Here is a 25,416-nt window from a genome sequence, read left to right as displayed (position 1 = left end):
CTAGTTATTACTATTTACCGCTGTATCTGTGAAATCAAATTTCATGTGTCCCTTCACTTTATCCTTCAAAAGCGCCACCTGAAGCACTTCATCGACAGTATCAACGTAGTGTATCTTCAAATCTTTTATATACTGCTCATCAATTTCGCTAATATCGCGCTTATTTCGTTCAGAAAGTATAATTTCTTTTATCCCCGCACGTTTTGCAGCAAGAATTTTCTCCTTTATTCCTCCTACTGGCAATACTTTACCTCTTAATGTAATCTCTCCGGTCATAGCCAACTTCTCTTTAACTTTTCGCTGTGTATAGATAGAAGCCAATGAAGTTAACATGGTGATACCTGCTGAAGGACCATCTTTAGGGACAGCACCTGCAGGAACATGAACATGAAGATCATACTGATCAAATGCCCGATGATCGATATTTAGATCATCAGCATTGGCACGTAGGTATGAAATTGCCGCCATAGCAGATTCTTTCATCACATCTCCCAGTTGCCCTGACAACGTCAGTTTACCTTTACCTTTACTAAGGCTAGATTCTATGAACAGGATTTCCCCTCCAACTTGTGTCCAGGCGAGCCCGGTAACTACGCCAGCTATTTCATTGCCTTGGTACAACTCTTTATCAAATATTTCTGCTCCTAAGATCTTTACAACCTCATCTACGGTTATTGTTTTATTAAACTCCTCCTCCATAGCAATAGATTTAGCTGCATGACGAATGACCGACCCAAGCTTTCTCTCAAGGTTCCTCACTCCCGACTCTCTGGTATAGCCATCAATCACCTTTTCTATGGCCTTTTTATGGAAAGTCACATCAGAGCTTTTCAGACCATGTTCTTTTTTCTGCTTTGGTATCAGATGTTTTTTTGATATTTCTACTTTCTCCTCCTGCGTATATCCTGAGATTTCTATGATTTCCATTCTATCACGTAAAGCAGGATGTATGGTTTCCAGCGAGTTTGCCGTTGCAATAAAAAGCACCTTAGATAGGTCATATTCAAGCTCAAGGTAGTTATCGGCAAAAGTACTGTTTTGCTCAGGGTCAAGCACCTCTAGAAGTGCAGATGCGGGATCGCCACGAAAATCAGAACTTACTTTGTCAATCTCATCCAGGATGAAAACCGGATTAGAGGATTTGGCCTTTTTAATGTTTTGAATCAGTTTACCCGGGAGTGCGCCAACATAAGTTTTTCTATGTCCTCGTATTTCTGCCTCGTCATGCACCCCTCCCAGTGACATTCTGACATACTTTCTTTTCAAGGCCTTGGCGATGGAGCGCCCCAGTGAAGTTTTACCAACCCCGGGAGGGCCATATAAACATAATATTGGCCCTTTCATATCCTGTTTCAGCTTAAGAACCGCCAAATATTCTATGATACGTTCTTTAACCTTTTCCATACCAAAATGGTCCTTGTCGAGTATTTTTCTAGCTCGCTTCAGATCAAAGTTGTCTTTAGTATATTCATTCCATGGCAACTCAAGAAGCAACTCTACATAGTTCATAGCCACGGGATACTCCGCTGCTGCGGGATTCATTCTGAGAATCTTATCCAGTTCCTTATTAAAGTGCTTACCCACTTCACTTGGCCAGTTCTTTTTCTCACCTTTAAGTCTCAGTTCTTCTACCTCCTGATCTGGCCCATCAAAGCCCAGTTCATCCTGCATCACCTTAATTTGCTGCCTGAGGTAATAATCACGCTGTTGTTGGTCTATATCAGTGTGTACTTTCTTCTGTATATCATGCTTCAATTCAAGCAATTGAATCTCTTTAAGCATGAACTCCAATAGAAGTGTAGCTCTTTTTATCCCGTCATTAATTTCCAATAGCCTCTGCTTATCCGCCACTTCGGCATTGAGGTTGGAAGAGAGAAAGTGGGTAAGAAAACCGAGATCCTGAATATTATCCAGGGCCATTTGAGCCTCCTGCGGTATTTCCGGGTTAAGCTTCAGTATTTTTGAAGCTGAGTCCTTAAGCGACTGTATAATCGCTTTGATCTCTTTCTTATTGCCTTTTGGAAAATCACTCTTCAGCAGCTTTACACTAGCAGTGATATACGGCTCTTCCTTAATAATTGAGTCAATCTCGAACCTACTTTTTCCCTGGATGATGATGGTTGTATTACCATCGGGCAATACCAGCATCTTGATTATTCGCGCTATAGTACCTACTCTGTAGATATCATCCACACCCGGATCTTCCGTCTGTACATTTTTCTGAGCTATAACACCTACATATCTATCTCCCTGATATGCTTTTTTTACAAGCTTAATCGACTTTTGCCTCCCCACGGTAATAGGGATTACAACTCCGGGAAACAAAACAGTGTTCCTGATCGGCAAAATAGGTACATCTTCAGGAATATCATCTACCTGATTCTCATCCTCATCTTCTGGGTTAATCAATTGAATAAGGCCTTCCGAATCTTCCTGCACTAATTCAGACAAAAATAATTTATGAAACATAATTACGTTCTTATAGTCACAAAACATGTCAACCTGACACATTTTCCATTTAAATCACTAACTTTTAGGTTGGTAGTATTAAGGGTCAATAGGTGTGCCAAACTCTTTTGACTAACTTTTTGAAAAAAATACTTTTTATAACATCTTTAATATCTGGCATACTGCTCAGAAAAATGCATACTTGCAAAGAAAACCAGGAGGGCCTTGAAAACAACAATTAAATTGATTTTTTGCTTTTTCTTAATCATTATATTGAATAATGAAGCAATTAGTCAGAAAAAGAGAAAGACCCGAAAGTCAGGAGGCGTACTGGCTTTGAATGATTCTATTACCTCTTTTAGCAGCTCTGATCTCTTCAATTTTCCGAATATTAACAAAGTCCCATATTACCGTAACGACAGCAAATTAAAGCAAATTATAAAACTGGAGAATGAAAAAGGTTGGATTGCCTTATATCCCATGTTGAGGTCATATGTGAAGAACTTCGGTATTATGAACTTTTACCGTGACACATACTGGCTATGGAGACTGGCCAAACTCACCGAAATTTATGGAGATTACGATGAAGCTAAACTTCTATACAAACTCGTATTAAAACACCACAGGTCTGATATTGATATCAGAAAGATTGAACTTCACTTTGACTCGCTTACTACCAATGACAAGGATTATTACGTTCCTCTTGAGTATTACTACGAACTCGTAGATTATCGAAAAGAGGTAGACACTCTGCGTCCACCAAGAAGTGTATTACTAAACATGGGTGAGTTGGTAAACTCCGAACTATCAGATTACGGCCCTACCTTAAGTGACAACGACCAAATGTTGATCTTCACTTCAAAAAGAAACTCTCACCACCGAGGCATTGATCCCGTTTATGATGAAGACCTTTTCTTCACCGAATATTCGTTTGGAGGATGGAATAAGACCAAAGAATTTAAGGAGTTAAACACTCGGTTTAATGAAGGCTCTGCTACACTAAGCAATGACGGTCGAACGCTGTATTTTGCCAGGTGCAACTCTCCGGACTCCTATGGCGATTGTGACATATTTACAGCGACCCTCCAGCAGGATAGTACCTGGGGGCAGGTAAAAAACCTGGGGGTTAATGTGAATAGCATAGCTTGGGACTCTCACCCATCCTTATCCCAAACTGAAGACACCCTTTATTTCGCATCGGATCGTATAGGCGGATTTGGGCTTTCAGACCTATATTATACCACTCGTGCTCCAGATGGCGAATGGTCCAAGGCAGTTAACATGGGCCCTATTATAAATACCCGAAACTCAGAAGTAAGCCCATTCTATCACAATTCCAGAAATGTGCTTTACTTCAGCTCCAATGGGCAGAGCCTAAACTTCGGAGAATTCGATATCTATAAATCATACTTTATTCAGGGCAACTGGATTGAGCCTAAAAATATAGGGCCTCTCGTTAATGGACCTGGAAGTGAGTTTTATTTTACTATTGACTCCAAAGCTCAGGACCTCTACTATGCCAGGTCTGCTGAAAACAATATGGCCAATCTGGATTTATATTCATTCCCAGTACCTATGGAAGCCCAACCAGGTGCCACTACAAAAGTAAAGGGATCACTGACTGATGAGGATACTGGCAAACCTTTTAAGGGTATAGTTTCCATTATTGACCTTGACAACGGCATAGAAGTAGCTCCTAAGTTCCTACGACCTGACGGTTCGTTCGAATTTGATCTGATCAATAACAACAATTACCTGCTCATCATTCAGGGGGAAGAGTTTTTTAGAATAGAAGAGTTATTTTACCTAGACGGTGAAATGCAACTACACAAAAAGACCTCTTCTATTTCAAGCAAAATGAAATTTGAATCTCTTGAATTTGAAGAAGGCAAAGCTGCATTAACCACTCCTATGTATGGAGATTTGGATAAAATGGCAGATTTCCTTTTAGACAATCCTGACTTTAACCTACGTATATCTGGTCATACTGACTCTGATGGAAGGGAAGACTTTAACCTCAAGTTATCACAAGATAGAGCCGACATTATCAAAGAATACCTTGTTTATTTTGGTGGGGTGGAAGACTCAAGAATCACTGCCAAAGGGTTTGGAAGCTCCAAGCCTATCGTAAAGGAGGTGACTGAGGAAGATAAAAAACTCAATCGTCGGGTTGAGTTTGAGATATACCGAGACAAAGTAAATGAGTAAATAAAGCTCTCAAAAGTTTAATAAAGCTACCTGGAGGTAAGACCCAGCTTTAATTAGCAAAGTCTCCTTAACGTACAAGGCCTTTTAACAACAAATGCAGCACTTCGAACTGGCAAGACTCTTGCTGAATATCTGAGCCTGCTCTGTTTATATTTCATTTCTTAGTAAACTCACGGGGGTGACTAAAATTGCAATAAATGAGCAAGAAACACCTAGCCAATAAAAAATGGGGACCCCTTTCGAAATCCCCATTTAGTATATTTTGTAAATGAACTGCTTAGTTAATACCAAACAGGTTCTTGACAAACTCTATTTTGAATATATCATTGAAAATAATGAACACCATTAGTAGTAACAGGAATGCCATTCCGACCTTTTGTGCATTTTCCAAAAACTTATCAGATGGCTTTCTTCCTGAAATAATTTCATAACTCAGGAACATTACATGACCACCATCAAGCGCAGGTATGGGCAGTAAATTCATAAATGCCAGTACCATAGATAGTAGCCCGGTCATTCTCCAGAAACGTTCCCATTGCCATTCTCCACCGTAAGCTTGGGCGATACCAATCGGACCTGCCAGGGATTTACGCACTGAAAGCTCCCCACTAAACATTTTACCAAATGCCTTAACCTGCAGGAACACTATTCCGAAGGCTCTTTCAGTGCCTATTCCAACTGATTCGCCCAGCCCATATTCCAATTTGGCAAACATATCTTTAGGAGAAGTAAATCCTACACCAATAATTGTGTCATTTCTAAAATCTCTCTCATAGCTGAGCAATTCACCATTCCTTTCAATGGTTAACGAAATAGTATCTTCCTTATAACTCTTCACAACATCGGACATCTCTTTCGGGTTGTTAATCTTTACACCGGAGATCTCAACGATCCTGTCATATTCCTGCAGGCCAATTTCATCGGCAATTGATCCCTTCTGCACTTCTCCCACAAGGGCAGGAACATTCGGCATAATAAATTTTCCGGCAGCCTCTTTGTCGTTCATTTTCTCTATGAAATCCCCCGGGATCTGGATATCAACAAACTCTCCGTTTCTTTCAACGGTATAGTAAGAGCCACTACCCATAAACACACTAGGTTTAACCGTCTCAGAAAAATCTTCAAATTCTCTTCCGTTGATCTTTACAATTTTATCACCGGTTTTCAAGCCTAGCTCTTCTCCTACTTCAAGAGCTACAATACCTCCGTGCTCATTGACTGCATCATTAGAAATGAAGGTATCTCCATAAATGTATGTAAGACAGACAAATATAATGATACCCGTAATCACGTTAACTATAATACCCCCCAACATTACAATCAGTCTTTGCCATGCAGGTTTTGACCTAAATTCATAAGGTTGAGGTGGTTGTTTCATGGCTTCCGTATCCATGGATTCATCTATCATTCCTGATATTTTCACAAACCCACCCAGAGGAATAGCACTAAGAGCATATTCCGTTTCACCATATTTAAAACTGAAAATTTTAGGGGGAAAACCAATTGAGAACTGTTCCACCCTCATTCCAAACGCCTTTGCGGCGAGCAGGTGTCCCATCTCATGAAGCCCCACTAAAATTGATAAGCTCAGAATTATCTGAGCGGTCATTACTAATCCTTCCATTAATCTATAAGTTCTAAAGCTTTGATTCTAGTTTCTTCATCTGTGTTTACGTAATCCTCGTAAGTAGGAGCATTTATAAAAGTAATTTTTTCCATACAATGTTCCACAACATCGGACATTTCAAGAAAACCAATTCTATCCTTCAAAAATTCCGCAACTACAATTTCATTTGCTGCATTGAGCACACAAGGCGTGTTACCCCCTTTAGCTAATGCATCGAACGCTAATGCAAGATTACGAAAAGTTTTTTTATCAGGTTGCTCAAATGTGAGGGCCGGGTAATTGGCAAAGTTAAAACGCGGAAAATCGGACTTCAATCGCTGTGGATAAGCCATTGCATATTGTATCGGCAACTTCATATCTGGCAAGCCCATTTGCGCTTTGATGGACCCATCTTCAAACTGTACCATAGAATGAATGATGGACTGTGGGTGTACCACAACATCCACCTGATCAGGCCTGAGTCCAAATAACCACTTGGCCTCTATCACCTCAAGTCCTTTATTCATAAGGGTAGCCGAGTCGATTGTGATCTTTGCTCCCATATCCCAATTCGGGTGCTTTAGCGCCTGCGCTTTGGTAACCTTCTCCAGCTGTTTTCTGGACATACCACGGAATGGACCGCCAGAAGCTGTTAGTATGATTTTTTCTATGGGGTTGTGAAACTCTCCAGTCAGACATTGAAAAATAGCCGAATGTTCGGAATCCACCGGGTAGATGTTCACCCCTTTTTCCATAGCCATTTTAGTGATAAGCTCTCCGGCAACTACCAGTGTCTCCTTATTGGCCAAGGCAATATTCTTGCCTGCTTCAATGGCTCTTATTGTTGGTTTCAAGCCACTATACCCCACCAGCGCAGTTAAAACCAGATCAACGGTATCCATTTCAACCACCGCCGCCAGTGCGTTCTCTCCTGCATAGACTTTGATATCGTGTTTATCCAGAGCGTCAAACACTTTGTGATAGTGCTCATCATTACCAATCACTACTGTATTAGGTTGGTATTTTATCGCCTGTGAGATTAAGAGATCGCAATTATTCTGCGCAGTAAGTACTTCGACCTGAAAATGATCAGGGTTTGCATCCACGACTTCAAGCGCTTGTGTTCCTATTGAGCCTGTAGAACCAAGTATGGCTATATTTTTCTTTTGATTATCTTCCAATGTGAATTATTCTGAAATGCGGTATTTAATCAATTCATCGGCAATTTTTCTGTCATTTGACAATCTGGGTACTTTATTCTGGCCGCCGAGTTTACCTTGTGATTTCATATATTCTATAAAGGAATTCTTATTTAACTGAATAATCTTCAGACTTCTGAGTATGCTGCCTGATTGAAGATCATCATAATAAGTATTCAATTTCTGAAGCTGCAAATTTAGTTCTTTTTCGAAGGCTGACAAATCAGATGGTGAATTAGAAAATTCAACATACCATTCGTGCAGTGGTAAACCTTCTTCAGGTGTCACCTGGGGGGCTACGGTAAACTCTACAATTTCAGTTTCAGGGAATTTAGCAACGGTATATTTCATGGCTTTTTCTACCTCTTCTCCTATCACATGCTCTCCAAATGCTGAGATAAAATGCTTAATACGACCTGTCACGAGTAAACGATGCGGGTTAGTGGATACAAACTTAACTGTATCACCTATTGAGTACCCCCATAGACCTGCATTGCTATTAATGATCACCGCATAATTCACACCCGTTTTTACCTCTTCAATAGAAAGGCGTGTAGGGTTTTCATTGAAATATTCATCGGCAGGAATAAACTCAAAGAAAATGCCCGAATTTGAAAGTAACAGCAACCCTTCTTCATGTTGCGTATCCTGATAGGCTATAAATCCTTCTGAGGCTGGGTAAGTCTCTATAGAATCAACCTTACGACCAATAGAATCGAACAGTTTGGCCCTATAAGGTTCAAAGTTAACCCCTCCGTAAACGAAGAGATCAAAGTTTGGAAACACGTCCTTGATCTTTTTCCCAGTTCTCTCCTGAATACGGTCAAAGTACATCTGAACCCAAGGTGGAATACCTGAGATCAGTGTCATGTTCTGACCGATTGTTTCGTCTATTATTTTCTCCAGTTTTTGCTCCCAATCTTCGATACAATTAGTTGCATAGCTAGGCATTTGGTTGGTTCTTAAATAACCGGGCACATGATGATTCACTATCCCTGATAACCTTCCGGTATGAATACCTGCCTTCTGCCCCAGTTCTGGACTACCGGAAAGAAAGATGAGTTTACCATCCAGAAATCTGGACTTACCGGTTTCATGTACATAGCTCAATAGTGCATTGCGAGCACTGTTGATATGATTTGGCAGGGACTCTTTGGTAATAGGTATGTATTTCACCCCGGACGTGGTACCGGAGGTTTTTGAGAAATATTCGGGCTTACCAGGCCATAAAACATCCGATTTACCTTCAAGTATTTGCTTCACATAGGGTGATAACTCCTCATAATCTCTTATAGGAACTCTTTTTTTATAGTCATCGTACCCTTTTATTTCGTCAAAGGCATGATCTTTACCAAAAACAGTATCAGCTGCTTTGCTGACTATTTCATTAAAAATTTTTGATTGATATTTACCTGGATCTGCCGACCATTTCTTTTGCTGACCGACAATAAATGAAGCGAATGGCTTACTTAGTACTGACCTGAATCCCATACTCACAAATATACATAACTCACTCTATTGAACTAACCTCTTTTTATATGGTGTTTTCAATCATAATTATTTATCATTTTATCAGTTATTATAATTGGCAAAAACTTACAACTTCTGATAAATTGTCTCGTTTTATAAAGGCAGCATAATTTTTGTGATGGATATAAAAAAAGTATTTAAATATGCGTAAAACTATTTTTGTAATAGCAGTAAGCTTTACGGCAGGTTTGGGTGGCGCATTCACCTACGACCTGCTAAAAACTAATCAACCCCAGAACACAATACCTCAGGCGCAGACAGTGCATTTGGCACGTAGTAATGGAAATGATGCAGCCTACAACAGTAGGGTTACAAGAACGGAAATACCTGAAAATGATTTTGTTGAGGCCTCCAGAACAAGTACTGAAAGTGTAGTTTATATCAAGAATATTTCAGAGACCAGTTATAACAGAAGCTATCTGGACTGGTTTTTTGACAGAAGCCCTGGCACTCAAACTCAGATCAGCAGTGGCTCGGGAGTTATTTTCACTAAAGATGGGTACATTGTTACCAATAACCATGTAGTGCAAAATGCGGATCGACTTGAAGTCGTTTATCATAAACAAATTTATGATGCCAAACTAATTGGCACCGACCCTTCCACTGACCTTGCGGTATTAAAAATTGATGCACAAAACCTACCTGCCATACCAACAGGAAGTTCAAAGAATCTTAACGTTGGCGAGTGGGTGATTGCTGTAGGAAACCCTTTTAACCTTACCTCTACTGTTACTGCAGGTATTGTGAGTGCAAAGGGTCGTGAAATTAACATACTACAAGGGAAGTTTCCCATTGAATCTTTTATACAAACAGATGCAGCCATTAACCCAGGCAACAGTGGAGGTGCACTGGTCAACCGCCAGGGCGAGTTGGTGGGTATAAACACTGCTATACTTTCCCGAACGGGTTCATATGCTGGCTATGGCTTTGCAGTACCTATTGATATTGTAAAGAAAATTGTAGGAGACCTAATTGAGTATGGAGAAGTTCAAAAGGCATTCTTCGGTGGTGAGATTACTGATTTTGATGCCTCCATTGCCAAAAGGCTGGATATTGAAGTAACGAAAGAGTTCAATGGCGTACTGCTGGCTTATGTACAAAATGACGGAGCCGCAGCCAAAGCCGGCTTGCAGGAAGGAGACATCGTGTTGAAAATCAATGAAACTCCAGTGAATAGTAAAAGCCAGTTTGAAGAAGAACTTAGCTATCACTCTCCGGGAGATAAAGTAACCTTTACTTACAAAAGAGATGACGGTACAAAGCAGGCCAACCTGACTTTAACTAACCGAGAAGGGACAACATCTGTATTGAAACGAGAGATATATACTTCTGAATCATTGGGAGCCCAGTTTGAGGCTGTACCCAAAGTAGAACGGGATATTATAGGAATTGAATATGGTGTTAAAGTATTTAATATAGGTAGTGGCCTCGTGAGACGTATTGGTATTACGGAAGACTTTGTTATTACTGACATTAACAGAAACCCTATCAAATCTCCACAGAGACTAGTTGAGATTTTGGAAAAAATCCGGGGAAGGGTAATCATCGAAGGAGTAAATAGGCAAGGAAGAAGAGGGTACTATTCTTTTGAGCTCAGATAGACTAATCTGATATTGATAATACTTAAAAAGGCTGTACCGAAACCCTAAAAAAGATTTCGGTACAGTTTTTTTGTTAGCCATTTTGATAAGCTAAAGCAAACTCAGTGGAAAAATTTTCTACAGAAGTTGGTGTCGTATTACCTTCATTTCTCTCAAAATCGTTCAGGTACTCAGCACCATTCAGAGCATCAAAAAGCTCGTTATATCCATCTGCAATGGTTGCAGGTATTCCATTAGATACCATACCATTCTTCAATTCCTCTTTAGAAAATGGCACATACTGAATCTCCTTACCGATTGCTTTACTAAGGATTTCGGACACTTCCGGCATAGTATAATCTCTGTCCCCTGCAATAAACTGCTTTTCAAAACCTTTAAAGTCAAGAGCGATCAATCTTTGTAACGCAACCTCTGCGATGTCATTGGTGTGTACAAAAGGCATTTTAACATCCTGACTCAATGAATACCCAAAGATGCCTGATGCTTTGATCAATGGAATATTTGCATACAGGTTTTGCATGAAAAAGGCCGGTCTCAAAGCCAGTACGCTAAGCCCTGCCACTCCTCCTAGTAATTGCTCAAAATCGTACAAACCACTAACAGGCCCTGCCCCGTTTTGAAGATGCGAACCACAAGAACTTAAAGCTACGACATAAGGAACCTTTGAGGACTGTAGTGCATTGGTTATTGAAGTTGCTATTCTCCTTTGATAATTTCTCCAGGGCTCTTTCAAATCCCATTTAGGCGGGATAACCGCATAAACGGCTGTGGCTCCTTCAAAAGCCTGGGTTAAAAATACTTCGTCTTCCAAATTGCCTTCAGCCACTATAGCTCCAGCTGAAACAAGGTCTTCTACATTAGCTCTGTTTCGGCTAATTACTTTGACCTGCTTACCATTTTCCAATAATCTTTGGGCAATAATGCGTCCGGTATTGCCACTTGCTGCTGTAATTACATACATGGTTTCTGTTGTTTATAGTTAATAATTAATTAAATACATACTAGTTTGTATGTTCTTGGTTAAAATTTTTTTAATCCTTCTTCAATAATCTAACATAGCCAATCAACTGATCTATAGACCGGTCAAATACTTTCTTGCTCTGAAATGCTTTGCCTAAAGCATAGCTACCTTCTATACCTGAAATAATATAAAAGGCAACGTCTTCAACCATTATGCCTTCCTTTAGCTCTCCATTTTCAACACCTCTGCTCAAGGCTATCACAAGTAAGTCCTTTTGGGCCTCGAAAATACCTCGCAGCTTATCTCTGAAAGTATCATCAAGAGGAGACATTTCCTGTACAAGGTTATTTAAAGGACAACCTATATGAATTGTTTCTCTTGAGGAACAGCCCTTCAAATATTCTAACACGCTGGTAATGGCCTCTATACTGCCATTTTTGCTGTTTTTTAAAGGCGCAAAAGTACCTATATAATGAGGAGCAATAATTTCATCCACAATAGCATAGCCTAGCTCCTTTTTTCCTGAAAAATAGTGGTAAAAAGCCCCCTTGGTAATACCCAGCTCATTAATCACTTTATCCGTACGTAAGCCCTGAAAACCATGCAGGCACATGGCTTCGTAGTTTTTACTGAGTATTTGCTCCCTAGTATTCATGAGTATACAATATTACGACATACCTACTGGTATGTTACACTTTATTTCAATTTTTATTTTATCAATGTCATTCTTTACATTAGAAATGTTTGGCTAACTTTCCTTATGATCACATTCGAACCTGAAATTTTTAAACATGAAATTATTGTGCAAGAGAATCATATCGATGATCTGAAACATGTCAATAACGTGACCTACCTGGACTGGGTCCAACATTTGGCCCATCAGCATTGGATAGCTCGTGCTACGCCTGAACTCTTAAAATATAAATGGGTTGTACTTAATCATTTCATTGAATATAAACGACCTGCATTTCTGGGTGAGAAAATCCTGGCTACTACATTTATTGGTAAAACTGAGGGTGTAAGGTGCGAGCGTTTTGCTGAGTTTTATAAAAACGGCCAGTTGCTGGCCAAGGCTCGCTCAGAATGGTGTATGATAGAAGGGGAGACACTAAAACCTGTACGCGTGCCGGAGGATATGTATAAATTGTTTTCCAGTTAAGCTCATGAGGCACTGATCAGCACCTCATGAACCAATCATGTATTAGTTCCTCTGATACTCAACAGCACCGATATCTATACTCTGGCCTACTTTTCTGCTATTTAACATGAAGTCTGCGAGAATATTCGGATCATCAACTCCAATACCAGCGTCAATCAGTGAGCTATTATCAGTAGGTGAGAAGTTATACTGATCAGGGTTTTCAAGGTCAGCTTCTCTAATATCCATTAGCTCAAGGTTATTATCCACATTCAGGCTAATTTCATCACTCAACTTATTATGAAGTCCTCCTGTAATGTTGACAAGCAGATTATTGTTGAATATATTGTTTATACTCAGCTTGGAGTTCATATAGATCGCATACTCTCCTACATTATACATAGTATTGTTTACTATCATATAACTTTTACCAGCAGGAGGCTCTCTATCTCCAATATGCACCCCATCCCTCGCACAGTCTATGATTATATTGCTAAATACCTTATTAGCAAATCCATTGATAAATATGGCACTTCCGGTACCTCCTTTGATCAGATTGCTAAATATACTACCTGTTGTACCTGGGTTGATCTGTATGCCCGATTGGTGTACCTGTATATTTTTGAGCCCGTAGTTTATCACTACATTATTATAAATTTCACAACCCAGCACAGCTCCTCCAACCTGAATCCCGTCCTGCCCTACATTTTCAACAACATTATTATAAACTTTGACTCCTTCAAGCTGAGGCTCAAGCAAAACGAGATCAGGACAATCCGCTATCGGCGGAAAATTGGAATGCCAGTGTGAACCTCCAATGTAGAAGCCTTCCCCATCAACATCATGGATATAGTTATGATGAACTACTGTATTCTTTTGAGTGAAAGTACCCCTATTGGTACTACCATCACAAACTGGCCTTGTTCGGGCTGAAATTGCTGGCCCTCCAATGTTGGTGATCTCCACATGGTCTATCTCAAAATTGGTAGCAGCGAGTTCAGCCACAATACCAAACGGACTCCCCTCAGAAACTTTAATTCCATAGTCATCAGTTGACCCTGTACCTGTTAAACGTATATGACTTAGGGTATGTAACTTTATACCAGGTACATTGTCTGCTACATCTACCTGTCCATCGCAATTGGTAATAATGTAGGGTTTATCGGTAGTGCCATGAAAATTTCTAAATATCAGGGATTTTCGTTTTCCAGCACGTATCCCAATAACAGAACCTGGCGGAAGCTTCAAGTCGTTGTTATCGATCACCTGCATATCCAACTCCACAATATAATCACAATCAGCACATGCTTTTGGGGAATACTGGCAAGAATTGTCATCAAATGCAAACCCAGCAGATTTATTGATAGCCAACATATCGGTACAACTGGCAAGAACACCCGTTTTAGGTAACAACTCGTAACGTGTAACATCTACATTTTCATCTGAACCGCAAGCCGAGAAAATGGAAAGTAAAATAAGCAGTGGGACAATGTTTTTCATTTGATTTTGTTGATTTCACCTGTATCTCTACAAATACTTCTTGTTCTATTACCCTTGATTATAATACAGGGACAAAGGCTTCTTAACATTCACGCTTAATTCATCAGCGGGCGCCGAATCAGAAAGAAAAATAACGTCCTTACTAACAAATATTTTATGAACACCGGTTTAGGTCGAAGCAATAATGCAATTTATGACAAATTTAGTAAAATATAACATTTTTCAAGTACAACTTTAACCGACTTCCAACCCAGTACTTTTTACCAAGCTAGTACCGAAAATATGTTACTTCACACCTATTAGTTTCAACTCCTTTTCTACTTGTCAGTCAAAGAGATTCAACTTAATAAAGGCACTAAACTCATTGATTACCAAACAGTAAAGCGAACAAGAAAGTGCAAAAGAAATGATGAGTAATCGATCAAAAGATCATATACCGGAGGAGTTGCCTGTTACTCCGATGGATAGCTAATTCGAGCACTTGATGACTCAAGGGCATAATCATCATATCTCAAGAAATTAAATAGCCTGTGCCTAAGTCTTCCAACATGTTCAAAATCGCTTTGAAGTCTGTTGGTCTATAAGCAAGGTTCTGAAGCAAATTCAGTTTGCAAATTAAATTGGCTAGACACAAGCTCTTTTGGGTTTTCCTAAAAATGGATGGTATACATTAACACCGGAAGCAGTGGTAACTGATCCATATACTCTACCTCATTAGTCACATCATTATAATACTGTTCAATCCTGGCAGCATTATTAGTTACATTTTGCACATCAAGCTTCAGTTCCTGACTGGTCTTTTTTCTATCTATCCTGTAGGTAATACTTAAATTGGTTAAGAAAACATCATCACCTTTAAGGGAGTATGCTTTATCCTCAAGATAGACTGTTTTATCCTGTTCCATTGATGCCTGAACGTCTATAGGTGTGAATTTTCGAGCTCCCATAATAGATACTTTTGCATTCAGCCCGAGTACCTTTTTCTTCCCCTCCCGGGTGCTAAGTTCAAATTCTTTTCCTATGAGCACATTTCCAGCGTAGTTACCATTAAAGCGACTATCCCTTTCAACACCATCCATACCTTTGTATTTGGAGTCATAAAATGAACCCGTTACCATAAAGAAATAGCTGTCGGAAAAATAGCGCTCAAGAGTGAGTTCAACACCCAGATTTTCACCCGTACCTTCATTTACTAGTCGCCTGTCGGTAAACCATTCAACCTGGTTTAACAGCGAATAAGAACTGTTTAAGTTACCCTCGACAGGTATATTATAAAGTTGTTGGTAATAGGCCTCCATTTTGAAAAAGAGGTTAGCTCCAAGCCTGTTTTCATAACCTACAACATAGTGTCGCGCTTTGGAGAAGTCCAATTCTGTATTGGGGGTTGATGTACTTCCTATGCCATCTTCTATTATACTGTAATAGTTCGTCAACGATTCCATTTTGCCGTGTATTCCCCATCCTGCTGATAGAGCTTGTCTGGGGTGGAATTGCCACCTTATGCTGGCTCGGGGTTCGATTGATGTATTATTATTTAATGTTGTACCCTGGGCATGCACACCACTCACCACTGTTACATCTTCCCAGGGGCGATATTTCCAACTTACAAAACCCTGATAGTGCGATGCATCCTGCTTCGTATTCTGATTGATCACATATTCGTTAGGCACAGGATCAAAGTATTGGCTATAGAATTCAAAATTATGATAAGTATAAATTAGTCCAGCCTGTAAGTTGTGTCGGGCATTGAATTTATGATTCAGCGTAGAAGCTCCCTTAAATGAATACTTATCCAGTTGAGCATCATCAAGCATAAACAGGTCTTGCCGGCTGTCTGGCTCATGCCCAAGGTACCCACTGCCATTTTTTGAGAAGGAAACACTATTTTGAAGATATGTTTTAGAGCCCAGAGGCAAGTATTGAGTTGCACCTACCACTCCCATATCAGCCTGATAATCACCCTGATGCAGAAGTTTATCCTCATCTTCATCGTCATATTCTTTGGTCAGAATATTACTCTTACCCCCCAAGCCAAAGATAGAAAACGTACCCAGTGACTTTGTGGGCAGATGCACTTTAAAGGACAGGTCCTGATATTTGGGAATACCATCAAAATCCAAAATACCTAATTCGCTGAGTAATGTGAGTGTTGAATATCGATAATTCACCAGAAAGGATGATCTCCCATTTTTAGCCAACGGACCTTCTGCTGTTGCTGCAGTACCGAGTATGCCTATGGATGCACTATATTCGTACTCCTCATTATTTCCTTTCCTGAGCCTCATATCAAATACCCCTGAAAGGGCATTACCATACTCCGGAGCAAATGCTCCAGAATAAAACTCAGAATTGGCAAGCATTTCACTGTTTAACGCATTGATTGGACCTCCAGTAGCACCTTCGTCAGAAAAGTGATTGGGGTTAGGTATTTCTATCCCTTCCAACCTCCATTGAATCCCCTTAGGAGAATTTCCTCTTACAACGATAAAGTTATTTCCCGAAGCATCACCTGTGACACCGGCATAACCTGAAACCATTCTGGCGGGATCATTTAGAGATCCTGCATATCTCTTGGTTTCCTCTACTGTCACCCCTCGGGCGCTCACCAATGCCATTTCATTAGCAATTTCAGATTTATCCTTGTCTGCTTTAATCACTATTTCATCCATACTAGTCAGTGATTCCTGCATATTGAGGTCAAGTACAACCTCCTTACCGGATGTAACCAGAATATTTGAAAGCATTATATCTTCATAACCTATGTAAGTGATTTTTAGGCTTATTCGCCCTACAGGCACCTTCTCTATTCTGAACTCACCATTCAAATCGGTACTTGCTCCTAAAACCGGATCAGTGTTTAACACAACTACATTTGCCCCTGGCAAAGAGGTTCTTGAATCTTTATCTATGATTTTGCCCCTTACCGTTTGGGTTAATTTCTGAGCACTCAAAACTGTGACTAGCGAAAAGCTTAGTAAAATGACGAGGGCTATTAATAATTTAACTTGTTGTTTGTGGATCATGTGTATTCGTTTTTTTGACTTACACATGAATGACAACCAACCTTTCTGCTACCCTTACTCCGAAACTGTTTTTTTTAAATAATATTTCAGAATGGTAGAGTTAGCGAAATATTTGAATACCCACCTCTCCTCCTATCCATAATTGCAAACGTGTAGTTCCTAAATTTCCTCTGGTTATGGAATAAGGAGCTAGGTTTGTTCGGTATTCTCCTGTTTGGGCATCCTTCCACTCTGATAGCCAAATATTGACCGTTGGTCCTGCGGTAAATGCTATATTTTTTTCATGATAACTCCAGCTCAAATTAACACGATTTAAAAGGCTCAGGTCTTTCTGAAGTTCTTTTTCTTCACTTACCCAAAAGGCATTATACTGAAATATAAGCGATGTATTCTCAGACAATATTCGCTGTGTACCTACTCCATAGCCAAAACCCCACCTTCTACCTCCCTGCCAATTGCCATACCCAAAAGAAAAGGAATTATAAAAATGCCTGACGCCAGTTTTAACAGATAACTCCAGAGGAAAAAGTTCATTGCTTGATAACTTCAGTGCCCGAAATCCATTTTTCACATAGCTCAACAATCCTATCGGTGTTCCTGACGCTGAATCTGCCCAATTAAGAAGAGCTATCTGACTGCTTTTAGCATTTTTGGCATAATTGAATATTCCCCCAATCTGTACACCGGACACTGTTCCCCTGGACACATTACCCAAGCCTGCAAACTGTACCCCCTTTATATCTCCGGCTACATTCATAAGCCCTGCCAGCTGCAAACCTTTAGCAGTCCTGGCAGCCACGTTGACCAATCCGGCGAATTGCACTCCCTTAATTTTTCTTCCTTTATTGTATATCCCTGCTATTTGTACACTTTGAACATCCTGTAGAGTAATATTGGTGAGTCCTCCTAGCTGAAGCCCGTTAACACTTCTGGTTGTCAGGTTGTTAATACCTGAAATTTGAATTCCTCTCATTTCACCTTGTAGTACATTGCTGATACCTGCCAACTGCACCCCTTTCAGTGAGTCAATTACCATGTTATTAATCCCCGCAGCCTGAAAACCTCCAAACGACCCTCGATTATGGTTAAAAACACCTCCCAACTGAAGGCCATGAACATCTCCCCCTACAAAATTACCAACACCGCTCGCCTGTACACCGTCAACATCTCTACGAATAACATTAAAAAGCCCTCCCAGTTCAAACCGATTAACTCCATAGGCATAGCCAACCATGATATTAACTGAAAAATCATTCTCTACTAAGCCACTCATTTTCAAATTTGTTCCCCACTTTGGGAGTATGGATATTTGCCCAACCTTACTAAGTACCAGCTCTGAGTTTTCCGTTCTTAAAAGTGATTTATCCGAAACTAACCTTTGTACGAACTGCAAAGATTCCACTGGTTGAGATTGACCAATGGGTAAGGCTGTAATTCCCATAACCTGTCTGGCACTTTCGCTGATTCGTAGCGTTATATCTATATTTTGGTCACTCGACGGAATAAGTATAACAGTATCCCGGATATTTTTACGGCTGAATGACAGTCCTAATTGTTCAAACCCGGTAGGTACTACAATCAAAAAGAAGCCATTTTCATCCGTTACCGCTGACGCCAGGCTGCCCACCTCATATACTACAACATCCTTTAGAGGAGTGTTATTTGAAGCTTGGTAGACCTTACCTGTCACCTGATAACCAGTCTTTCGGTTACCAGAAGGTTTGGCTACCTTTCTAAGGAGTATCAGGTGGCTTCCACTCATTCTGTACTCAACATCTTCTGGCAAAATATCATCCAGCACTTTCCTTAAAGATTGTCTCTCTGCATGTATGGATACTTTCCGGTCTGCGGAAAGAATAGAGGCATCATATGAAAAAGTAAAGCCTGCCTCACTGGATAATATAGCCAGGCTTTCAGAAAGCGAGATGTGCTCCGTAGTTATACTGACTTTTCTTTGCAAAACATTTTCTCGCTGGGCTCTACAATGAAAAACATGCAGAACAAAGACCATTAGCAGCCCGTATTTCAGTTTGCTATTGATCACAACCATTTCCGGAAACAGTAAAACGGCCTTTCTTTTTAGTAGTTATAAAACCAAAATTGGCATCTATGATCTCGAAAACATGCTCAACTGGCTCTTTGTAAAACTTACCGGTAAGCCTGCAATTTAGAATTTGGGTATTGTCAACATCAATGGAGATGTTATAAGCTTTTTCCAATGTTGAAAAAACGTATTCAAGCCGTTCTTTTTCGAATTCTATCGTTTCTGACATCCAGAAAATATCATTGGGATCATAGCTCTGAACTTCTGCAAACTCCTGACGGTGCTTGTTTATTGATATATATTCTCCAGCCTGAAGTATCACTTCTTTATCATTACAGGTAACCTGCACAATTCCTTCTTCCACACCTACTTCGATAAGATTCAAACTATCATAGTTCCTGACATAAAAAGAAGTGCCTAATACTTTGATAACTGCACCATGGGTCTTTATCACAAAAGGCTTGAAATTATCTTTTACTACATCAAAAAACGCTTCTCCCCTAAGACTTACCAATCTCTTAGTCTCTGAAAACTGCTCATCAAATGCAATTTCAGAATGCTTATTAAGAGACACCCATGACCCGTCAGGCAATGTATCAGAAATTGTGATCCCTTTTGCTGTCACTACTATTTCCTTTAAACCCTGGGGCTCCTCCAATGATTGATAGACCAGATAAATAACAAGTCCTATAACAAACACCGCTGCAATACGCGATAAGTAAAAATATAGATTGCGGCTTGTTGATATGGCTACCCCATCGTTCGTAGAGCCGGCCCTTTGCCTGAATTTACTCCAGGCCCGATCTACATCCACATCTGCATCCTGAGCAGGGAATACCCGTCCTGTATTTTCCCAAAGAATTTTTAGTTTCCTAAAATACTGTTTGTTGGCATCTGACTGCTCTATCCATTGCTCAACAACTCTCCGATCATTAGCACTGGACTCTCCCGCCATATATGAAGCCAGCAGCTCCTCATCTATGTTTAAGTGATCATTTTCCATTACCTTGTATATACTGACAACTTAACTTTCATTTAACCCTACTCTTTAGCTAAAAATTTTTACCAAACATTCCTTCATTATAACCAAAGCCTTAAGCATAATAGCTAGTGCAGGTAAATATTCCATTAAATTTTCCCTCAAAAACTTTAACGCCTTACCCATCTGAGTCTCCACAGTTTTAATAGAAATATCCAGTTGGGCAGCTATGTCCTTATACTTCATTCCCTCCTCCCTGCTAAGTTTAAATATTCGTTTGCGCTCTGGTGGCAACTGATCTACACATGCTTCAATTTTTTCACGAAGTTCAAGTTCAACAACTTTATCATCCACCCTTCTTTCTTCTATAGACTGCGAAGAAACATGAGACATCGCAAAACGGTACTTCACTTTCTCATGCTTAATATGATTGAGACATTTATTCCTAACTGAACGATAGAGATAAGCCTCAAGGGAACCAGTTATCTCCAAAGTCAAACGTTTTTCCCAGAATCCCAGGAAAACATCCTGAACAACCTCCTCGGCCTGTGCGCTATCCTCCACATACCTCAATGCATAACCGCACATACCTGAATAATGCACCTTGAATAAGTGTTCAAAGGCCTGCTCATCTCCGGAGCGGATTTTAAATGCAATATCTTGGAGGTCGGTCAAGGCTTCATGCTGTAGTATAAAAACAAAAATAGCCGTTATATAAAACTATTCAAGGCATTGGGTTAAGCAGTGTAAAAATGACCTTGAATTATTCCTGCACCTACTAATACTAACATGGTATTTAAAGAAAAAAACGTACAATTGCACCTCCCCATAAACCATTAATAATTAACTATTTAGTCGAATGAAAAGAATTTTTACCATTCTGTTTTTAATATCTGTATGGACCATGGGGTATACTCAAAACAGTTTTTGGAAAGAGTCCAAAGCTGTGAGCTCGAATAAGGTCAACCGTAAACTTAATAACGCCAATGCTTACAAAGCATTGGTGCTCGACTTTCAAGGGTTGAAGCAGGCGCTGTCACTAACCGGTATGAGAGGCTCAGCATCTTCAAGAAATACGCAGGTGATACACTTCCCGAACGCCGATGGAAAAATGGAAAAGTTCAGTATTGTAGAAGCCCCAACACTACACCCTGACCTTGCAAAAAAATATCCTGGTATAAAATCATATGCAGGACAAGGTATGGATAACCCAACCTCAACAATTCGCTTTAGTATATCCAATCAGCGAGGCTTCCACGGTCTTTTAATGACTGCAAAAGGCATGGAGTATATTGATCCCATATCGTCGGACAACTCAACTTACGCCATATACAAGAGAAAAAGTATGAACAGAGATGAAAAGGACTTTCAGTGTATCATGGATGATCATATGGCTACAACGACAAAAAGCAAAGGTGTTACAACCTTAAAAACAAATGATCAGAAACTAAGGAAATATCGTCTTGCCCTATCATGTAGTGCAGAATACGGAAATATATTCGCCGGATCAGGCACCGATGTTGAGAAAAAAGCTAACATTCTGGCCCAGATGAACATAACCATGACCAGAGTAAATGGCATCTATGAAAGAGACCTCGCTATTACCATGGAATTAGTCCCTAACAATGATGAGATTATCTACTTCGGGGACATAGATGCCGACCCATGGTCGATTGAATGGAATAGTAAAACACAGCAAACTATTGATGCGGTGATCGGTGATGCCAACTATGATATAGGACATAACTTTAATACCACAGGTGGTGGAAATGCTGGCTGTATCGGTTGCGTATGTATATCAGGAGAAAAAGGCAGTGGTTATACAGGCAAATCTGACCCTACAGGAGACCCATTTGATGTTGACTATGTAGCTCACGAAATGGGACACCAGTTTGGTGGGTATCATACCATGAATACCTGTAGTAGAAGTGGTAGTGGCTTTTCCGAGGTTGAGCCAGCCAGTGGAAGCACCATCATGGGATATGCCGGAATCTGTCCGGTTAATATCCAAAACAATAGTGATGCTTATTTCGGTTATGTAAATATCAGGGACATTTCTGCCAACATCCAGTCTGGTGTAAGTTCGAGCTGCCCGGTTATTGTTGACCTTTCAAATAATCCTCCGGTGGCCAACGCCGGCAATGATTACACCATTCCAAAGTCTACCCCTTTTGTACTGAAAGGTACCGGAAATGACCCTGACGGCAATGCTTCCCTTACTTATTGCTGGGAACAAAACGATCCTGAAACAGCTCCGGGAAACGGAAGTCCTGAATCCAGTTGGTCTCAGGGACCTCTTTTTAGGTCTTTTGAAGGCACTTCATCTCCTGACAGGTATATGCCTCAAGCCAGCACTGTGTTAGCGGGAAAAATGGGATCTACATGGGAAATGTTACCTTCTGTAAGCAGAAAAATGAATTTTTCTTTGACCGTAAGAGATAATCATGCTGGTGGTGGCCAGACTTCTGACGATTTGATGGAAATTACTGTTGACGGTGACTCGGGTCCGTTTTTTGTGACTGATCCCACTTCTTCAATTTCATGGTACGAGGGTCAAACGCAAGTAGTGAGCTGGAATGTAGCAAACACTGATCAGGCTCCTATTAGCTGTTCAAATGTAAATATACTTCTGTCTACTGATGGGGGACAGACTTTCCCCACCACATTGATAAGCAATGCGCCTAATAATGGTATGGCTGAGGTGATCGTACCCAGTGGTTTATCAACTAATTGCAGGATCAAAATTGAAGCCGTAGGCAATATTTTCTATGACATCAGTGACAGCGATTTTGAAATAGCAACAGCCGTTACCTGTAATGCCACTATACCTACTGGACTAACTGTTACTGAGGTTAATTCATCCGACGCTTCATTAACCTGGGATCAAAATACAGGAGCCTCTTTTGATATACAATATAGAGTTCAAGGGACCTCAACATTTACAACTACCGGGGCAGGAAGTAATTCGAAACAATTACTCAATTTAATCCCAAGTACAACCTACGAGGCACAGATTAGGAGTAAATGTACCGGGTCATCCTCCGAGTACAGCAATGCAGTCACCTTTACTACAAATGAACTGGTTTCTAACTATTGTTCTTCTCAAGGAAATAATGCTGGTTATGAATATATTAGCTCATTCCAACTTGGGAATATTTCTAATACAACAGAGCCCTCAAATGGTTATTCAGATCATACATCAATAAGTACGGAATTAGTAGCCGGAACTGAATATGCCATTAGCATTACTCCAATATGGAATGCAAACCCTTACAATGAAGGCTATGCTGTATGGATTGACTTTAATCAAAATAGAGATTTTAGCGACGAGGGTGAATTAGTATGGTCAAAGACCCCTTCAAGAGACACTATTGTGAGTGGCTTATTTACCGTTCCATTAAGTGCACTTACCGGAACTACACGAATGAGAGTAAGCATGAAATATAATGGTATTGCCGAACCTTGCGAATCATTTGACTACGGAGAGGTTGAAGATTACACTGTCAACATAAAAAATATTGCTTCATTGGATGAGGTAAGTATTAGTTCGTCTAACGCAAACGGTGAACTCGCTAAAGTAGGCGATGAAGTAACTTTACAATTCCACGCTACCAAGAGTATTCAAGCACCATCAGTAACCATACAAGGAAACGATGTGGCAGCATCTCTTTCTGAAGGAGTATGGGTTGCAAAATACACCTTTACTTCGGCGGATAGTGAAGGTAAAGTAACATTCACGATAAACTATACTGACATAGAGGATGTTGCAGGAGAAGAAGTGACAACTACCACTGATGAGTCGACCGTACGTTTTGACAAAACTGCTCCAACGTTATCAAGTGTCACAATTAGTTCGAACAATAGCTATTCTCCTGCAGTTGCAATTACTGAAAATACGATTTCGGTGCTTTTTACACCCAATGAAGAGATTAGTACACCGGTAGTTACTATTGCTGACTCTCTGGCAACCATTCAAGCTAATGGGGAAACCTGGATTGCAACGTACTCCTTAACTAAGGGTGATGCTGAAGGGGAAATCTCATTTAAGATTGAATATGCGGATCTTGCAGGAAATAAAGGAACTCCTATATCAACAACTACAGATGCATCAGCAGTGACTTATGATAAAACACCGCCGGTTTTATCAGACATTACCATTAGCTCAAATAACCTCAACCGTAAATGGGCTAAAACCGGAGATATGATTACCTTGAGTTTTAAAGCAAATGAGGAAATATCAACACCTGTTGTAAACATAAATAATAGTGTTGCCGCCACTACTTTTGAAAATGATGTATGGAGTGCCACATATACACTCAAAAGTGAAGATATAGAGGGGGAGATCTCATTTACGATTGATTACAAAGACTTGCCAGGAAATATGGGTGACCAAGCTTTTGCCACTACTGATGAGTCCTCGGTAAAATTTGACAAAACTCCACCGACACTTGAAAATGTCTCAATAAAATCTGCAAACATATCAGATAAAGGCATTGCCACACCAGATGATGAAGTAACACTTTCATTTAAAGCTTCTGAAAAAATAGATAATCCGGATGTAGCCATTGCGGACACTAATGTCTCAGCATCATTAGTAGAGTCTCAATGGCGGGCAATTCGTACTATGCGCAATGGAGATACCCCAGGAGTTATCGCTTTTTCAATTTCTTACAAAGATTTAGCGGGTAACGAAGCCCTGGTAACCACCACTTCAGACGGCTCTTCGGTAGAGTTTGTTGAAGAAATTACTGGCCTGGAAGACCGTGCTTCGAAACAGGTGAAAGCGTATCCTAATCCAGCTTCCCATGAGATCATTATTCAAACAGAGGGTATTTATGGATCTGCCGAAATTAGAGTAATCGATTTTACAGGTAGAAAAGTACTTTCAAAAACTGTAGAAGTAAACAGAGATGCCAGGAAAACCATTGATGTAACTTCATTGGCTAACGGAACTTACACCTTACAGGTAGTTGGTAATAGTATGCTAAACACCACACTTATTGTAATTTCAAAATAATTAAAATCAAGGCTGGCTATCACGAGGTAGCCGGCCTTTCTTATTTAACCATCTCTTTTTCCACCAGTTCCTTTATCCGCTTCAGGGCAACCACTCCATTTTTTCAAAGTATTCCCTATATTCTTCTATGGTCAATTAAGTTTCTCATTGGATTCCATCTCA

Annotated in this window: 15 protein-coding genes; 4 read left to right on the top strand and 11 right to left on the bottom strand. The window is 40.1% G+C overall.

Features of this window, described 5'->3' with window-relative positions:
• Entirely contained in the window at positions 1-2,469 is a 2,469-nt protein-coding gene (gene lon, locus JMN32_RS03980; RefSeq protein WP_202854994.1) for an endopeptidase La, read from the bottom strand.
• Between the two features lie 252 nt (positions 2,470-2,721).
• On the opposite strand from lon, the gene JMN32_RS03975 reads away from it, so the two are divergent.
• Positions 2,722-4,656, top strand: a complete 1,935-nt coding sequence (locus JMN32_RS03975; RefSeq protein WP_238354344.1) for an OmpA family protein — start codon at positions 2,722-2,724, stop codon at positions 4,654-4,656.
• Between the two features lie 277 nt (positions 4,657-4,933).
• Here JMN32_RS03975 and rseP read toward each other — a convergent pair whose 3' ends face one another.
• Genes rseP through JMN32_RS03960 form a run of 3 tightly spaced genes read right to left on the bottom strand, consistent with a single transcriptional unit; the run spans position 4,934 to position 8,952 of the window.
• On the bottom strand, positions 4,934-6,280 hold the full coding sequence (rseP, locus tag JMN32_RS03970) for an RIP metalloprotease RseP (RefSeq protein WP_202854992.1): 1,347 nt from the start codon (positions 6,278-6,280) through the stop codon (positions 4,934-4,936).
• Positions 6,280-7,443: a 1-deoxy-D-xylulose-5-phosphate reductoisomerase gene (locus tag JMN32_RS03965; RefSeq protein ID WP_202854991.1), complete on the bottom strand. Its 1,164-nt coding sequence runs from the start codon at positions 7,441-7,443 to the stop codon at positions 6,280-6,282. Before JMN32_RS03965 ends, rseP begins: the two co-directional genes overlap by 1 nt.
• Before the next feature lie 6 nt (positions 7,444-7,449).
• Positions 7,450-8,952: a GH3 auxin-responsive promoter family protein gene (locus JMN32_RS03960; RefSeq protein WP_202854990.1), complete on the bottom strand. Its 1,503-nt coding sequence runs from the start codon at positions 8,950-8,952 to the stop codon at positions 7,450-7,452.
• Positions 8,953-9,134: 182 nt separating this feature from the next.
• Between JMN32_RS03960 and JMN32_RS03955 the strand changes: the two genes are divergently transcribed.
• Positions 9,135-10,592, top strand: coding sequence for a S1C family serine protease (locus JMN32_RS03955; RefSeq protein ID WP_202854989.1), 1,458 nt, complete (start codon positions 9,135-9,137; stop codon positions 10,590-10,592).
• A 73-nt stretch (positions 10,593-10,665) separates the two neighbouring features.
• Here the strand turns inward: JMN32_RS03955 and JMN32_RS03950 are convergent, their stop codons facing one another.
• Both JMN32_RS03950 and JMN32_RS03945 read right to left on the bottom strand, forming a co-directional pair.
• Positions 10,666-11,553 (bottom strand): NmrA family NAD(P)-binding protein, encoded by an 888-nt coding sequence (locus JMN32_RS03950; RefSeq protein ID WP_202854988.1) that lies wholly within the window; start codon positions 11,551-11,553, stop codon positions 10,666-10,668.
• 70 nt (positions 11,554-11,623) lie between these two features.
• Positions 11,624-12,208: a TetR/AcrR family transcriptional regulator gene (locus JMN32_RS03945; RefSeq protein ID WP_202854987.1), complete on the bottom strand. Its 585-nt coding sequence runs from the start codon at positions 12,206-12,208 to the stop codon at positions 11,624-11,626.
• A gap of 105 nt (positions 12,209-12,313) precedes the next feature.
• Between JMN32_RS03945 and JMN32_RS03940 the strand changes: the two genes are divergently transcribed.
• Complete coding sequence (locus JMN32_RS03940; protein WP_202854986.1) at positions 12,314-12,712, top strand: acyl-CoA thioesterase; 399 nt, start codon at positions 12,314-12,316, stop codon at positions 12,710-12,712.
• 42 nt (positions 12,713-12,754) lie between these two features.
• Here the strand turns inward: JMN32_RS03940 and JMN32_RS03935 are convergent, their stop codons facing one another.
• From JMN32_RS03935 to JMN32_RS03915, 5 genes are all read right to left on the bottom strand, one after another.
• Positions 12,755-14,191, bottom strand: coding sequence for a right-handed parallel beta-helix repeat-containing protein (locus tag JMN32_RS03935; RefSeq protein WP_202854985.1), 1,437 nt, complete (start codon positions 14,189-14,191; stop codon positions 12,755-12,757).
• Between the two features lie 650 nt (positions 14,192-14,841).
• On the bottom strand, positions 14,842-17,214 hold the full coding sequence (locus tag JMN32_RS03930) for a TonB-dependent receptor (RefSeq protein ID WP_202854984.1): 2,373 nt from the start codon (positions 17,212-17,214) through the stop codon (positions 14,842-14,844).
• A gap of 100 nt (positions 17,215-17,314) precedes the next feature.
• A complete protein-coding gene (locus tag JMN32_RS03925; protein WP_202854983.1) occupies positions 17,315-19,264 on the bottom strand; it encodes an STN and carboxypeptidase regulatory-like domain-containing protein in 1,950 nt (649 codons plus the stop codon).
• The gene (locus tag JMN32_RS03920) at positions 19,248-20,261 is read right to left on the bottom strand and encodes a FecR domain-containing protein (RefSeq protein ID WP_202854982.1); all 1,014 of its coding nucleotides are present in this window, start codon (positions 20,259-20,261) and stop codon (positions 19,248-19,250) included. Before JMN32_RS03920 ends, JMN32_RS03925 begins: the two co-directional genes overlap by 17 nt.
• Positions 20,262-20,306: 45 nt before the next feature.
• Complete coding sequence (locus tag JMN32_RS03915) at positions 20,307-20,912, bottom strand: RNA polymerase sigma-70 factor (protein WP_238354343.1); 606 nt, start codon at positions 20,910-20,912, stop codon at positions 20,307-20,309.
• Positions 20,913-21,096: 184 nt separating this feature from the next.
• On the opposite strand from JMN32_RS03915, the gene JMN32_RS03910 reads away from it, so the two are divergent.
• Positions 21,097-25,254, top strand: a complete 4,158-nt coding sequence (locus tag JMN32_RS03910) for a reprolysin-like metallopeptidase (RefSeq protein ID WP_202854981.1) — start codon at positions 21,097-21,099, stop codon at positions 25,252-25,254.
• The last annotated feature ends 162 nt before the right edge of the window (positions 25,255-25,416 follow it).

This window comes from Fulvivirga marina, assembly GCF_016775155.1.
Taxonomy (GTDB): domain Bacteria; phylum Bacteroidota; class Bacteroidia; order Cytophagales; family Cyclobacteriaceae; genus Fulvivirga; species Fulvivirga marina.
This window is presented reverse-complemented; position numbering and strand designations above follow the sequence as displayed.